The organism is Cellulosilyticum lentocellum DSM 5427 (assembly GCF_000178835.2).
GTDB classification, from domain to species: domain Bacteria; phylum Bacillota; class Clostridia; order Lachnospirales; family Cellulosilyticaceae; genus Cellulosilyticum; species Cellulosilyticum lentocellum.
Window position 1 is genome coordinate 194,658 of sequence record NC_015275.1, and the last position, 15,185, is coordinate 209,842.

The window sequence follows — 15,185 nt, forward strand, 5'->3', positions numbered from 1 at the left end:
TTTTATAGCCCTTTACTATTTGGTAAAGTTAATATTTATTTTAGAGGAAGTTTATGCATTTTGAAGATATTCATGGATGCTACCTACCACATGTTTAGCATTAACAACTGCTTCAATAACTGTTCTAGCACCACTTACAACGTCACCGCAAGCAAAGACACCTTCTCTTGTAGTATGACCATCTTCATCTGTTACTAAAAGTCCACGGTTGGTTTCAAGGCCAGTTGTACCCGCTACAATATTATTTTTAGGAGCTTGACTAACGGCAATTACCACTGAATTACAAGGGAATAGCTTTTCTGAACCAGGAATAGTTTCAAGTTTAGTAGAACTATCTTCTAAGGTTACTTTTCTAGTATCGGCAAAGATGATACCTTCATCGGTGATTTCAACTGGTGATTTATAAAGAGTAAATTGAATGCCTTCTTCTTTAGCTTCGTGAATCTCAGCCTTAGTGGCTGTCATATCTTCCTCGCCACGACGATAACAGATATGTACTTCTTCACTACCATAATATTTAGCACTACGAGCGGCATCCATAGCTACGTTACCGGCACCAATCACACAAACTTTTTTACCTAGCTGATATTTAGTTGGATTTTTAAGGTAGTCGATAGCATAGTGAGAATGGCCTAAAGTTTCTCCTTTAATATTTAATGTTTTTGGATTCCAAACACCTGTGCCGATAAATGCAGCATCATAGCCATCATTAAAGAGCTTATCCAGAGTGATTACTGGACCTACAAGCGTATTGTATTTAATGCTTACTCCTAGTTGAACGAGGTTCTTTTCTAGATTTTGAACAAGTACTCTAGGTAAACGGAATTCTGGAATACCATAAGATAATACACCACCAATACGGTTACGCATTTCAAACATAGTAACAGCATAGCCTTTTTGTGCTAATAAAATAGCAGCAGTAATACCAGCAGGTCCTGAACCAATAACAGCTACACGTTTTCCATTAGGAGCAGGTTTTCGAGTAGTAAGTCCTTCCAAATAAGCGGCAGAGATATAAGCTTCTATTTCGCAGAAAGGAACAGGTTCTCCTTTAATGCCGCGGATACAATTTCCTTTACATTGATCCTCATGAGGACAAACAATAGCGCAAATGGCACTAAGAGGATTGTTGTTAAATAAAAGTTCACCAGCTTCTTGCAGTTTACCTTCTTCAAAGAGTGTGATAGCTTCTGGTACAGCTGTATTAATAGGACAATGCTGCTGGCAAAGTGGTTTTTTACATTTTAAGCAGCGATTTGCTTCTGATAATAATTTTTCCATTTTATGGGCTCCTTTCAAGTCAAAAAAATCTTTATATAGTCATTTCAAGCCATTATTATATAGTCTAAAGATAGTCAAGAATAAAGTCGGGTGTAACCGTTTAGAATCAACATAAAAAGTATTCGTATACTAAAATAAACGAAGCTGAACTTTTATATTTTATAATAAAAAATAAGTCATAACTAAATTTATTTTAGAAGATAAAGAGCTGATGTGCAACGATTGATAAGTATTAGTCATGTGGTTAATTGTGGTAAAAAATGAGTACTAAAACTTACAAGACTATTGAAATTAAGGGGAAGTGCTTATATGAAAGTTTAAAACAACACAAATAATTGTATAATAAAAGTTATTATTTAGCATAAGAGAGCAAGAAAATACTATTTTGTTGTTAAAAGATAAACGTATGGGAAAGAGTTGGTCTAAGGCAATAATATACAGTATAAAACAGCCTTCTATGAATTTGATTAATCATAGAAAGCTGTTTATAGAGCGTATCATTAGACTTTTATTTTCTTCTATTTAGTTAATAACAATAGCTGTTGAATCTAGAATATTATCATAGATCCACTGAGCATTTTTGGTTGCCAATCTAACACAGCCGTGACTTAAAGCCATACCTAATCGGTCGTCAATGACTTCGGTTCCCTCTGCATTATATAGGATGGAATGATAATAATAAGCACCTTTGATTCTAGTGGCATATTTGACTCTATAAGTGTCAGTGCCAAAGTAAGGCTTTCTACCAGTGACATAAAAAGTCCCTTTGATTGTAGGAGTACTAGGCTTTCCAACAGTACATTCCCATTTATAAAGTAGCTTCCATAGATTATCGCTACCTCTTTCGTATATATAGGTAGACTTATTTTCTAAGTCTGTTGTAATTAGATTTGTGGTTGGGCTTTTAATCTGGTTATCATTTACAAACCGAGTCATATCCGTGTAAAAATAGGTGAAATCATATGCTGTCGGAGGATTACCATCATCAGATAAAAAAGTGGTAAATATATAGCCTTTTCTATCATTATAGATAACCTGACTCCAGTCCCCAACCACAGATAAAACTTCTACTTCAGATTTGGCTGGGACGACAGTTACTGGGTTAGATTCAGCAGCTGGATAGGACCTTAAAAGAGTATCTCTCCAGGTATATTTTGTGATTGATAGGTAAGAAGCATAGACATAACCTTTTTGGTTGTTATAGATGACCTCATACCAATCTTCTGCAGAATCAATAACTTGCACCTTTGAACCTGCAGGGATTACAGTAAGTACATTAGAGGTTGTAGTGTTGCTTTCTCTTAGATTAACATTAGCCAAAGTATATTTATAGGAATCTGATGTTTGTCGGGTATACTTTCTCATAGTTCACCTCGCAATTAGTCACATAATAAAATATGATAGATTTAAGGGATTAGTGAAAGGATTTAACTTTTTTGCCACTAAATATAAAATACACGTATATAAATGAAAGAAATAGTGAGTGCATAGTCATAAGTGATATAATAAAGCTATATTAAATAGGTAAGTGCCGATAAAATAGAGGAGTAAAGTGAAATGTGTGAGGATTGTATGCATTTAGAATATGATGAAGCCACGAAAGAGTATGTGTGCAGTGTTGCACCTATTATGGATGAAGATGATATGGCAAGAATGAGTTACTATCCTAGTAAACGATGTCCATATTATAAAATAGGTGATGAATATACTATAGTTCGTAAACAAAATTAATTGACAGATGAAAAGTAGCAGCAAGTATAAAAGGAGAAAAATATGGGATTAGTAGAGCTTTATCAAAGCTATAGTGAAATCAATAGAGATTATATGACCTTTATAGAAGAAACCGTAAGCATAGATTTTAAAAATAACCAGCCAGAGGAAATACTTCAACTATTAACTCAGGCAAAAAAAGGATTTGAAGAGCTGATAGCGGCTAGTAATGAAATTGAACTTAGAGAAGCGGATGAAACAAACTTTAAGGATTTAAAATATTTATTAGTAGATGCACTGTTCTTAGCCATTGATCTTCTGGATTTCTATAAAGCAGGTGAAGAAGGCAGATTCAAAATGAGAGTGCTTAATCATCTCAATAAAAAAAGACGAGCAGAGATGTTTAATGAAGCTAATCAAATGGGTTGCCCGATTAAACAGATGTAAGAAAAAAATATGAGATAGAGTATGCCTCAATATAAATGATGAAAATAGGATAAAAGGGACCATTGCACATGGTAGGTTTCCCTTAAAGTAGACAGTTTGAAGAATGATACTGTTCACTTTAAGGAGGAGCAGTTCATGTTGCAATAGTCCTTTTTTGTTTTTTATATAATCCTTTTAGCTTTTAAACGGAAGTATTTTCAGTAGAAGTTTCGTGGATATTTTAGGTAACCATTAGATTGTATAATTCTAGAAATATTATTTTGTAAATATTGACAAATTAGAAAACTGAGTGTATTATCTGTACTAAGGTGAATAGTACAGTTTGAGAAAGGAGTGAAGCTGTGTTTCCTATAGACGCAAGGGATAGTAGACCAATTTATGAGCAGATTATTGATCAAATTAAAGAACAGGTAATGAAGGGGATTTTAAAGCCAGGAGATCAGCTACCATCTGTTAGACAACTAGCAAGTATGTTAACAGTGAATGCTAATACGGTGATGAAGGCTTATACAGAGCTTGAAAGACAGGAAGTGATTGAAACCATAAGGGGGAAGGGAGCGTTTATTGCTATGATGCCAAGTAAAGTTATTAGTGAAAAGCAGATTATAGAAGTACGTAAGGCATTAAAAAGTAGTTTTGTAGCCATGCACTATATGGGGATGAGTAAGCAAGAAGTTATGGCAGAGATTGAAAAGATTTACGATGAACTCTCAAAGGAGGAAGAGTAAATGGTGAAAATAGAGCATGTCAGTAAAAGCTTTAATGGGCAAAAGGTTCTAAAAGATGTTTCCATAGAAGTAAAGCCTGGCAGCATTTACGGCATTATTGGGGAGAATGGGGTAGGTAAAAGTACACTCATTCAATGTTTAACAGGAATTTATAAACTAGATGAAGGAACTATTTTAATAGACGGTCAACCAGTTTATGAAAATAATCTAGTAAAAGAGCAAATAGGCTATGTAGCAGACCGCAATCAGTTTTTTAATAGTTACCGTGTAGAGCAAATGGTGACCTTTTTTGAAGAAACTTATCCTAAATTTTCAAGAGAAAAGTTTAATGCTTACAATGAAACCTTTAAATTAAATCCAAAGACTAAAGTAAAAAATCTCTCAAAAGGGATGCAAATGCGTCTTTCCTTAATGCTTAATATGGCAAGTATGCCAAAGGTATTAGTATTAGATGAGCCTACTTCAGGGCTGGATGCTTTAGCAAAGAAACAAGTATTAGACTTTATTATTGAACAAGTGGATGAAACAGATATGACTGTTATTATTTCCTCACATCACTTAGCAGAATTAGAGCGTATCTGTGATGAAATCACTATGCTTTCTAAAGGAGAGGTGGTCTATCAAAGTTCAGTAGAAGACTTAAAGAGCAAGGTGAAAAAGCTTCAAGTAGTCTTTGATAAAGGAGCGCCAGAAGACCTAGATAAATGGCATGGGGTTTTAAATGTAGAGCATGTAGGTAGTGTGTACTATGTGGTAACCAATGATTATAATGCAGCTTTAGAAAAACGCCTAAAGTTAGCAGGTGCTATGTTAGTAGAGACTATAGGTCTAAATTTAGAAGAAGTGTTTATTTACACAGCTATTTCTAGAGAAAATATCGGGGAAGAAGCATAGAAAGGGGAGGCATATGAAATCAATCAAGCGATTAAAACCACTTATTAAGTTAGAGTTAAAACCTGTGTTAGGAGTCGGCATTTATTTGATGCTGGTTAACATTCTTTGTTTCATGAACATTAAGCAAGATATGAATGAACTATGGAGAAGTTATCTTTCGGGTGGGATTGCTCAGTTCTATGAAAGAATGAACAGAATAGATCGGCTAAGGGATTTGTTTTGGAATCAAATATACTATACTATAGGACTTTATTTTATGGGATTAATTGTTTTAAGTTTGATTAGCTTTAAACAAGACAAGAATCTAGAGACTGGTAGATTTTTAAAAAGCTTACCCTTCACTAGTGGGGAAAGAAGCTTCGTTAAAGTACTTCTAGGTAGCTTGGGTTACACTATAAGCTTTGCCATATATGCTCTTGGATTATCTTTGATGCTAGGGAATTATACAGAAAAGTTAACCGAGGTTTATGAGGTAACACCTATTTGGCAAATTTCAGGACAATTATTTGATATACCTGAATTGTTAGTGCTTATGTTTGTGGTTTATCTATTAGGATTAGCTCTTTATCTTTTTTGCATTTTAGTGCAGTACATAGTCAGTCATCAAATTGGAAGCATCGCTATAGCTATTTGTGTTATAGGGGCACCATTCTTTTTACTTCGAAGCATTAGTGCTTGTTTTGGGCTTGATAGAGAATCAGTCATTGTTAAGTTCGGTGAGTGGTTTTTTGCTTTGGCATTAGGAGGGCATGTGCCTATGCAGATAACGGTAGCCGGCTATGAGCAAAAAGGTGAATTCTATTCTTATATTCAATACATGCTAGGCTATCAAATCATTTTTTATATTCTTGTGAGTATAGGATTAGTAGTTGCTATTAGAAAGCTAAGTAAACTTCAACTTTTAGAGGAAAATGATAAACTTATTCCTGTAGTAGGTTTAAGGTGGTTCTTTATCATTGGAGTAACCCTTTGTGGAGGCTTTTTAGTTTGTGATGTGTATCTATATTTTATTGAACCACTTTTAGAAACAAGTAGCATTGTTTGCAAATGGCTTTCTTTGGTGTTAGGTTTTGTGGCAAGCTTTATGATTGCAAAGAAAATCGCTTGTATTGGCCTTGGTAAAAGAAAAGGGGTGAGGGTATGAAAAAGTGGTTACTTATACTAGGGATAACTCTTATGCTAACAGGCTGCCAAAGCATAGAGGAGTTAGAAAATGCAGCTTATAAAGAATATAAGCTAACCAGCTATACGGATCAGTATTTTACCCAAGATCTAGTAACTTGGGCAAGTTTACAGTTAGCATGTGAAGGAGATAATAATGTCTATCGGAATAGGAATAGAAACTGGTATGATGACAGAATTACTGGGCTAGGTGCAAAGCGCTTAGACGGTGGGATAGAGAACTTGGTTGTAAATGATGGTCAATTTATAGAAGAAGTGATTATTAACCAAGATGAAACCACTGAAAAAAGTGAGTATCCAAATATGAGTAAACATTTGATAGAAACTTTAAGTACAAATTTAGGAGAACCTTTTGATAGCTTTTTAGAGGAAATGAAAAAGGTGGAAGGTTATTGTATTAAAGAGAAGACAATAGACGGTACAGGCATTGTTTTTCTTAAGTCAGAAGGACAGCTAAGTATGTGGGTGGTACAATCCAGTATTCAAATGAAAAACGAGGAAGATAATAACTGGCTTAAAGCAATCTGTGGTGAAGACTTAATAGTAAGTACAGCTACAGCAGGAGAAGAAAAGCAACTCATTGAGTTAAGTTATCCTAGCTTTGTAGTAAGAAACGATATGGGTTCTCTTACAAATGCAACGGCGTATTATCAATTATTTAGAACCAATGAAGGGCAACTAGAAAAAGCTAGAATGGTCATTAACCAATATATAAATGGCTATAAAGATGCGGACTTAAATCCAGATAAAGTAGATCCACTTCGAAGAATAGTAAATGAACTAGCAGGCGAAGAAACGGATGTTACTGAACTGATTAATGACATCTATAAGGTAGTGGATCAAAAGAGTAGTAAAGAATCTGGGAAAATAGGGAAGCTGAATTATGAGATCAACAGGAGAAATGCAGAGATTGGCATTGAGAAACTTGTCGAGGTAGTAGTTACCAGTAAACCGCAGAAAAATTAACTGCGGTTTACTTTTTATAATAATTACAAAACTATCAATATTTTCATTACAGATACGTTTTATCGGTCACTACTACAAATGTTCATTCATCTTAAGATTTTCTTGTGGTGTTCTTTTTACCTTTGGTTTTGCTATCCATAGTATATGAGTAGTTACAGCCGATCCTATACAGAACAAAAGAATGGTTAACCATAAAGTATGAACACATATAGCAGAGAATAATAACATAGTCCATAGAAAAACTAAGCTCTTCATAACTGTTCTAGTACTTAAGCCATTTCGTTCCCTATAATTTGTAATATATTCTCCAAAAAACTTATTCTTTTTTAACCAGTCTGACAGCCTTTTGCTACTGGTAAAACACCCAGCAGCAAGGAGAACAAAGGGAGTGGTGGGCCATACTGGAAAAAACACGCCAATTGCTCCTATTACAAGAAAAATAAAACCTAAAATAATAAGCAATCTATTTTTTAGACTCATGGTTTTAATGTTGCCTGAATGAGTCCGTCATTGTCTAGTTTTGATAATTCTTTTACTTTATCAAAATCAAGACCCATTGCTGCTGTAATACGTTCCCCATATTCAGCATCAGCTAGGTAACAGTGTACAGCATGGCGATATTTTACATTGTCTGTTACAGGAGCAATATCAGCTGCAGTATTTTCAATGAGAAGCTTACGCTTATCTTCTGTCATTAATCGATAGAGTTCTCCTCCGGCGCGGAAATTATCATCTGTAGGATCATCCTTTGGATCAAATCTATACATAGCACCTTCAAGTTCAAGAGGTGGTTCTGCTACATCTGGTTGTGGTGACCAATAGCCGTCACTATTTGGAGAATAGGCAGGCAACCTTCCATAGTTTCCATCTACGCGCATTGCACCATCACGGTGGTATTCATTGACTTCACATTTAGCACGGTTAACTGGTATGTGATTATGGTTGACACCAAGTCTATATCTTTGGGCATCACCATACGCGAAAAGTCTTCCTTGTAAAAATCTATCTGGTGAAAATCCGATACCTGGAACAACGTGTGCTGGTGTAAAGGCTGATTGTTCAACTTCGGCAAAATAGTTCTCAGGATTACGGTTAAGCTCAAGAACGCCTACCTCTATCAGTGGAAATTCCTTGTGGCGCCAAATTTTTGTGATATCAAAAGGATTTTCATAATGATTCTTTGCTTGCTCTTCTGTCATAATCTGAACATACAAAGTCCATTTTGGATAATCGCCGCGTTCAATGGCTTCAAAAAGATCTCTGCCGTGGCTTTCCCTGTCCTTTCCACAGATAGCAGTAGCTTCTTCATTAGTAAGATTCTTAATTCCCTGTTGTGTATGGAAGTGGAATTTACACCAAACGCGTTCATTTTTATCATTATAGAATGAGAAGGTGTGCTCTCCATAAAAATGCATATTTCGGAAAGAGGCTGGTATGCCACGGTCTGACATGACAATGGTTCTTTGATGGAAGCTTTCAGGAAGTAGTGTCCAGAAGTCCCAGTTATTTTGAGCTGAGCGCATACCAGTTCTTGGATCACGTTTTACAGCTCGGTTAAGGTCTGAGAAGTTATGAACATCACGAATGAAAAAAGTAGGGGTATTGTTTCCAACAAGGTCCCAGTTGCCTTCTTCGGTATAAAACTTAACAGCAACGCCGCGTATATCACGTTCTGCATCTGCCGCACCACGTTCACCAGCTACAGTAGAAAAACGAATGAAAAGGTCTGTCTTGGCACCAGGTTGAAGAACCTTTGCTTTAGTATACTTTGAAATATCGCCAGTAACGGTTAGATTACCATATGCTCCCCAACCTTTTGCGTGCATACGACGTTCTGGTATAACTTCGCGATTGAAATGTGCCATTTTTTCCATTAACCATACATCTTGCATAACCACAGGTCCTCTAGGGCCGGCTGTTATAGAATTCTCGTTATCAGCTACTGGTGCCCCTACTTCATTTGTTAGTTTTTTGTTTTCATCCATCATAATACCTCCTTTAATGTTATGTATTTATATGAAATGCAGACTCCAATCAATATAATCAGGCTGCATTCATACTCAAGTAAGTGAAACCCCCATTAGTACAATCGCAGCATATGCGCAGCTTTTTGGGAGCATAAGCATCCCAACTTTTGGATTTGTTTTTGAAAATAGTACCACTGGCAGATAGCAAGCAAAACTAATCATGATTGCAAGCCATAGAAAAGATAAACTGCCTCCATATTTAAAGGCTGCTATCATATAGAATAGCATGACGGTCATTCCTAAAATAAAAAAGGGAACATTTCGAATAATACCCCATATCAATGGTGGATTTTCATCTAGCCAACGATTTTGAGGCAGAACACATAAGAAAATACGTAATAGGGCAGAACCATAAACAATTATGGAAAGGTATTTATTAGCATGAAAAGGGTAGTAACCGTTACCAATTTTCCATAAGAAAATATAAAATAGAGTCATTGTTATGGACGCAATAAGTTTCCCCATTCCTAATATAGCTGTATGATTATGATTATTTTTATCAGTTATGGCGTAGATACGAGGAATAAGATGAGAGGCATCTCCAATGCCCAAAATAAAAGCCATCAGTGCATATTGCCACCGTAAGCTTCCAGGTTCTGCAGTCATATATAGTAACACTGCGGCTATGAACACTGTAAAAAGATATAATAAGTCAAATATGGCTTCAACAGTCCTCATCATTTTTCTCTTTGGATTGGTCTGCTCCATGATTCATCCTCCCCAAATTCATATTTTTATTCATACATTTAGGGTATATAATGATATTTACAATAAAATAAGAGGATTAATCTATGCAATACATCCTTCATTAAAATAATAGTGAAGAAGATGCAAGCATACCCTAAATGAACCATATTGAAGATGTTATGACAAGTAAAAAAGTAAATAAAGGTATATAAAAGTATATAAAATATTTGTTATTATAATAAAATTATAATTGTTAGAATTATTATAGTCAACCTTACCTCCATGAACAAACAATATTTCTTAACAAATAATTAACAGATTGTGACAGAAAAGTTCGATTGAACGTATGAAAGATATAGTAGAAGCTGAAATAGTCAGCGCTTATAGAATGCTTATATGTATAAAGGAAGGTGACTAGGATGACTATAAATAAAATGATACAGTTTGTAATAACACTTGTTTTATTAGACTGCCTAGTAATACCTTTTATATATAGAAAAACCAATTATGGGGGCTAATAGAAATGAGAGGGAAATACCGTAAGGTAGTTGTTTCCTCTCGTTTTTACGTTATGACCCAGATCGCTCAGTATTAGGTTGATACGGTATTTAAACAGCTAGAGTAGAATTTATGATAGTAATTTATAAAATAATAAATATGTGTAAACTATATGCTATAATAAACTTAATTATTGAACATACCCCAATTATAGAGAAGTGAGCAAGGTGTTTTTGAAGCCTTGGTTATTGATATGAGAAATTTTTGTGTAAGAGCAATTTTGTAAATAATTTGTAAATAAACTAATGAAAGTGACGCAGGAGGTACGGATGGAAGGTATCATCGAACGAATGATAAGCAATGTCAAGAAAGTAATTATAGGGAAAGATGATATCATTGAACAAATGATGATTTGTCTTTTAAGCGAAGGACATATTTTATTAGAGGGCGCACCAGGCCTTGGGAAAACTAAGCTGGCTATAGCTTTATCCCGTAGTGTAGAAGGTAGTTTTAAAAGGGTGCAATTTACACCAGATGTGCTTCCGTCAGATGTAACAGGTTTTTGCCTTTATAACAAAGAAACTGGAGAGCTAGAATATAAAGAAGGGGTGGCTTTATGTAATTTTTTATTAGCTGATGAGATTAATAGAGCTTCGCCAAGGGTGCAGTCAAGCTTACTTGAAGCCATGGAGGAAAGACAAGTGACCGTAGAAGGTGTTACAAGGGAACTACCTAGTCCCTTTATGGTTATTGCCACTCAAAATACTATTGAAAGTCAAGGTACATATCCACTTCCAGAAGCTCAAATGGACCGTTTCTTTATGAAGCTTCATCTAGAATATCCTTCTAGAGGAGAGTGGGAGGAAATATTAGAGCAATCAGAAGGGGTGGAACCACTTAAAGCTTTAAAGCAAGTGGTTAGCCTGGAAGAGCTAGAGGCTACCAAGAAAAAACTAAGGGAAGTTGTAGTAAGTAAGGAAGTTAAAGCTTATCTATTAGATTTAGCAGAAGCTATTAGTCATCATGAAATGGTAGAAGTGGGCATAAGCCCCAGAGGAACTATTGCTTTATTAAAAGCGACAAGAGGTGCAGCTATGGTAGGGGGACGCTCCTATGCTACACCGGATGATGTGCAACAAGTATTAAAGGCTGTTGTTGGGCATCGATTAGTGTTAAAAACTCAAGCTCAGTGGAAAAGTACACAAATTAGCGATATTTTAAAAGAGGTACTTGAGCAGATAACACCACCTGTTTTCCATGTTTAAGAAGTTCAAATTACCCCAAGATGATACGACTAATGTCCCCTTTATCTTAATCGTATTAGTGTCTGGGGTACTAGCTTATACAAAGCCTGATCATATCACCATAGACCTTTTTTGTTTACTTCTTATTAGCATCGTACTCGATACATTTCATTTCTTCTTGGTTAGTAAAAAGATAGAGATGGTTATAGAACCTGTTCCTAGCAAAGTTCAAAAGGCGCAGCAGCTAGAAGTTATTATTAAGGTAAAAAATAATAGCTTTTGGCCTACGCCTTGTTTACATATTTTTCCTATAGATGGATACAGACTAAATCTTAAGGAAAAACAAAATTACTGCCTTTTTCTTGGAAGTGGATCTGTTAAAGAGCTGGCTTTAGTTTATGAAGCGCAGCTAAGTGGTAAACAAACAGTGGGTTTTGAAGATGTATTTTTAAAAGATTACTTAGGTCTGTATCGAAGAACTATAACTTTACCTGATAACCCCAAAATAAAGGTATTACCAGAAGTTAGGGAAGGGTTAGAAGTAGATGAATTTTTAGGTGCAGGCACAGAAATAGGATATAGTAGAGGAAGCCAGAATCGTGCTAAGTTGGGAGGAGAAGGAGAAGTAGCAGAAGATCTTACAGCTTATAAAGCAGGCGATTCACCAAAGCTCCTGCACTGGAAAATCCTTGCACAGAAGAATCAGCTTTTAGTGAGACAAAGAGAAACAGGAAAGCAAGATAGAGAAAGTGTACTCCTCATTCTAAGCCCAATAGGGAGCCATATTGAGGAAGAAAGGCTACGCTATGAATTACAAGATAGAAGCTTAACAGCTAGTTTATCTTTAAGTTATCAATTAGTAGCCAAGGGGCATCAAGTAGCTTTTATGTATTATCAAAAAGGAAATTGGATTAAGGCTTCTTTAAAGTATGCCAGGGAAATTCAATACCTAAGAGAAAAGTTAGCCAGCTATGAGCAACTGGAATCTTCAAAGGATAGGACTTATAGAGGGGCTTTAAGAGCCTTTCTAAAGGGAATAGAGAAGGAGCAAGGTCTGAAAATAGTAGTTGCCCAAGATATAGACCAAGCAGTGCTTTATTATTTGGATGCATGGCGTAAGAAGCCGGAGGATATTAAATTGCTTTGCGTTGGTAAAACCATTAATAAAACAAGCACCGTAGACATAGAAGCCTGGCAAGTAACAAAGGATTATGAGCTGAAGAAGCTATAGAAAGGAGGATAAAGATGGGTAAACCTACAAAAACTAAGCTTATAGGTACAAGCTTAGTAAGTATATTACTAGTTTTAAGTATGAGTTTATACGGGGGTTTTCATTTACTTATTGGATTGACTCTCTTAGTGTTAATACAAGGCTTACTTATTAGTCTTTGTAAAAAGCTATTAGCTATAGCTCAGGTAGATAGCGAGCAGAGAAGCTACATTTTTCCTCTTTTTCAGATCGTCACCGTTTGCTTATTTACTATAGCTATCTATTTAATGAGTCAGGCTGCTTATGCGGAGAAGATTAGTTATTTATATTGGCTTTCTCATCTTTTTGATAAGAATCTATCTATTATAGAGTTTGAAGTAGCTACCTATATCTTTGTTAACTATTTTTTTGTGACTGTTGTGCTATACGGAAAACCTCTTAGTAAGATGCTTGGTGATAAAATAGATCGTTGGTTACCACCAAGTTGGATTCTAATCTTTTCTATTATATTAATTGTGTATACAAGAGAAGGGTTTAATCATTTTACAAGAATTAGTAGTCTGATGATAGGATCAGGAGTTCTTATTCTAGTGCTATTTATGAGAAAAGCAGAAGGGAAAATGCACCACACGCGCTATATATTTGAGCCAGGACATTATTTCATTACCTTTACCATAATGGTTTTAGTGCTCTGGGGATTAGGAACCAATATGCCCAAAGTACAAGAGTTGCCGGGGACTAGATGGCTAAAGAACTTAAGAAGTAACTTTGGAACACAAGCAAATTTAGATAATAATTTGCCAGCTAGCTCTGAGCTTACTAAGGATTTAGTTTTATCGGATGTTATTTTATTTGAAGTGGATGCCAGTGAACCTATTTACCTTAGAGAAGTAGCTTATAAAAAATATATTAATAATGCTTGGGAGTTTGAAGTAGGAGATAGTTCCTATGAAAGCTACATTGATTTTAGACCAGCATACTTAGAAGCAGAATATAGTCAGACTGTTACTATTTTAAATGAAATGGCGTGGCTTAGGACTCAAAAGCCAGAGCTTTTTTCGGAGTATAAGCAAATTCTAAATAGAGAAAGCTCCATTACTATGAAAAAGCGCTATACCATTAATCAAAACCCTATTAATAAAGTCAATTATTTTACCATTAATGGTTTTACTAACATTCAGGATAGCTTAGCTTCTAGAATCTATTATTATGGTAATCTAGAAAATATTTATTTTCATAGTGACCGCCTTGTTGAGCCTACTTGGTATCAAGTCAGCTATTACGATCGTACGCCAAAGCAAGGAAGTAGAGAATATGCTTTTTTAAAGGGCTTAAGTCATAATCGTTTTGTTAACTTATACAAAGAATTACAAGCTTACAGAGAAGATGGCCTCTATAACAAAGAACTTATTCCAAAGCTTCTTAGGACCTATACGCCCCTAGTACAGTATCAAAAAGTACAACAAAGCTATTTACAGATACCAGAAGAGATAGAATATCCAATTTACGAGTTAACCAAAGAAGTTATTAAAGGAGAAGTATCTGACTGGGGACAAGCTGAAGCCATTTGTAACTATTTAAAAGAGAATTATATTTATAATCTTCAAAGTAAACCAGTCCAGCAAGGCGACGATGTTTATGACTTTCTTTTTAATCAAAAGCAAGGCGTTTGTCAAGAGTTTGCAAGTAGTATGGTACTCATGTGCCGCTCTGTAGGCTTGCCGACAAGGTATGTAACTGGGTATTTAGTTACAGAAAAGAAGCCCGGAACAACCAATACCTATGTGGTCAGAGAAAAGGATGCCCATGCTTTTGCAGAAGTTTATATTCCGGCCTATGGTTGGATGTTATTTGACCCTACGCCCCCAATCGTTCAGGAGAACCTAGAGCCTGAGAAAACCAAACAAATGATAGCAGCGGATTATATGCAGCTAGGTCTAGGAAGTTTAATTTTTGTTCTTTGTATTTTCTTAAGCTTTAAGTTTGTTCACGGAGTAAAGACTATCTATTGGCTCCTGCTACTGCATTTAAAACCTACTAAGTGGGGAATAGAAAGCTTAATGAGAAGGACCTTATTTCTCCTAGAAAAGAAGGGCTATCCAAAGGGGGAAAAGGAAACTATTAGTCAGTACCAAAAACGTATGGTAGATGAAGGTTTTTCTATAGAGTTAGTAGTAAGTTTGTTTGAAAAAAGTACCTTTGGTCATCAACCTCCTAGTCGTGAGGAGCTTAAGCTAGCGGTTAAAGCCTATAGAGGTCTTAGGAAAAAATCAAAGTCTACTTAGAAAAAAGTGCTAGAAATAGCTTGGAC

General features: G+C 35.5%; 14 protein-coding genes. 9 read left to right on the forward strand and 5 right to left on the reverse strand.

All coding sequences use genetic code 11. The features are described from left to right. Window positions 1-51 precede the first annotated feature (51 nt). Together CLOLE_RS00910 and CLOLE_RS22295 are read right to left on the reverse strand one after the other, a co-directional pair. A complete protein-coding gene (locus CLOLE_RS00910) occupies window positions 52-1,299 on the reverse strand; it encodes an NAD(P)-dependent oxidoreductase (RefSeq protein WP_270049149.1) in 1,248 nt (415 codons plus the stop codon). A gap of 504 nt (window positions 1,300-1,803) precedes the next feature. Then, window positions 1,804-2,646 carry a L,D-transpeptidase family protein gene (locus tag CLOLE_RS22295; RefSeq protein WP_013655195.1) on the reverse strand — a complete coding sequence of 281 codons (843 nt, stop codon included), beginning with the start codon at window positions 2,644-2,646 and terminating at the stop codon, window positions 1,804-1,806. A 192-nt stretch (window positions 2,647-2,838) separates the two neighbouring features. Between CLOLE_RS22295 and CLOLE_RS23315 the strand changes: the two genes are divergently transcribed. The 6 genes from CLOLE_RS23315 (at window position 2,839) to CLOLE_RS00940 (ending at window position 7,208) form a co-directional block, all read left to right on the forward strand. Next, window positions 2,839-3,012: a DUF6472 family protein gene (locus tag CLOLE_RS23315; protein WP_013655196.1), complete on the forward strand. Its 174-nt coding sequence runs from the start codon at window positions 2,839-2,841 to the stop codon at window positions 3,010-3,012. A gap of 42 nt (window positions 3,013-3,054) precedes the next feature. After that, window positions 3,055-3,438 (forward strand): hypothetical protein, encoded by a 384-nt coding sequence (locus tag CLOLE_RS00920; RefSeq protein ID WP_013655197.1) that lies wholly within the window; start codon window positions 3,055-3,057, stop codon window positions 3,436-3,438. A 341-nt stretch (window positions 3,439-3,779) separates the two neighbouring features. Beyond that, a complete protein-coding gene (locus CLOLE_RS00925; protein WP_013655198.1) occupies window positions 3,780-4,166 on the forward strand; it encodes a GntR family transcriptional regulator in 387 nt (128 codons plus the stop codon). Next, the gene (locus tag CLOLE_RS00930) at window positions 4,167-5,060 is read left to right on the forward strand and encodes an ABC transporter ATP-binding protein (RefSeq protein ID WP_013655199.1); all 894 of its coding nucleotides are present in this window, start codon (window positions 4,167-4,169) and stop codon (window positions 5,058-5,060) included. A 13-nt stretch (window positions 5,061-5,073) separates the two neighbouring features. Then, on the forward strand, window positions 5,074-6,204 hold the full coding sequence (locus CLOLE_RS00935) for a hypothetical protein (RefSeq protein WP_013655200.1): 1,131 nt from the start codon (window positions 5,074-5,076) through the stop codon (window positions 6,202-6,204). Continuing rightward, on the forward strand, window positions 6,201-7,208 hold the full coding sequence (locus CLOLE_RS00940) for a membrane lipoprotein lipid attachment site-containing protein (protein WP_013655201.1): 1,008 nt from the start codon (window positions 6,201-6,203) through the stop codon (window positions 7,206-7,208). The genes CLOLE_RS00935 and CLOLE_RS00940 overlap by 4 nt, the downstream gene beginning before the upstream one ends. Before the next feature lie 72 nt (window positions 7,209-7,280). On the opposite strand, the gene CLOLE_RS00945 is transcribed toward CLOLE_RS00940, so the two are convergent. The 3 genes from CLOLE_RS00945 to CLOLE_RS00955 form a co-directional block, all read right to left on the reverse strand. Further along, window positions 7,281-7,688, reverse strand: a complete 408-nt coding sequence (locus tag CLOLE_RS00945) for a YbaN family protein (RefSeq protein WP_013655202.1) — start codon at window positions 7,686-7,688, stop codon at window positions 7,281-7,283. Further along, window positions 7,685-9,193 (reverse strand): catalase, encoded by a 1,509-nt coding sequence (locus CLOLE_RS00950; RefSeq protein WP_013655203.1) that lies wholly within the window; start codon window positions 9,191-9,193, stop codon window positions 7,685-7,687. The genes CLOLE_RS00945 and CLOLE_RS00950 overlap by 4 nt, the downstream gene beginning before the upstream one ends. A 75-nt stretch (window positions 9,194-9,268) precedes the next feature. After that, window positions 9,269-9,943, reverse strand: a complete 675-nt coding sequence (locus CLOLE_RS00955) for a hypothetical protein (RefSeq protein WP_013655204.1) — start codon at window positions 9,941-9,943, stop codon at window positions 9,269-9,271. Window positions 9,944-10,749: 806 nt separating this feature from the next. Between CLOLE_RS00955 and CLOLE_RS00960 the strand changes: the two genes are divergently transcribed. From CLOLE_RS00960 to CLOLE_RS00970, 3 genes are read left to right on the forward strand one after another with little or no spacing between them, the layout of a single operon-like run. After that, window positions 10,750-11,685: an AAA family ATPase gene (locus CLOLE_RS00960; RefSeq protein WP_013655205.1), complete on the forward strand. Its 936-nt coding sequence runs from the start codon at window positions 10,750-10,752 to the stop codon at window positions 11,683-11,685. Continuing rightward, window positions 11,678-12,895 carry a DUF58 domain-containing protein gene (locus CLOLE_RS00965; protein WP_013655206.1) on the forward strand — a complete coding sequence of 406 codons (1,218 nt, stop codon included), beginning with the start codon at window positions 11,678-11,680 and terminating at the stop codon, window positions 12,893-12,895. The genes CLOLE_RS00960 and CLOLE_RS00965 overlap by 8 nt, the downstream gene beginning before the upstream one ends. A 14-nt stretch (window positions 12,896-12,909) precedes the next feature. Then, window positions 12,910-15,159: a DUF4129 domain-containing transglutaminase family protein gene (locus CLOLE_RS00970; RefSeq protein ID WP_013655207.1), complete on the forward strand. Its 2,250-nt coding sequence runs from the start codon at window positions 12,910-12,912 to the stop codon at window positions 15,157-15,159. The last annotated feature ends 26 nt before the right edge of the window (window positions 15,160-15,185 follow it).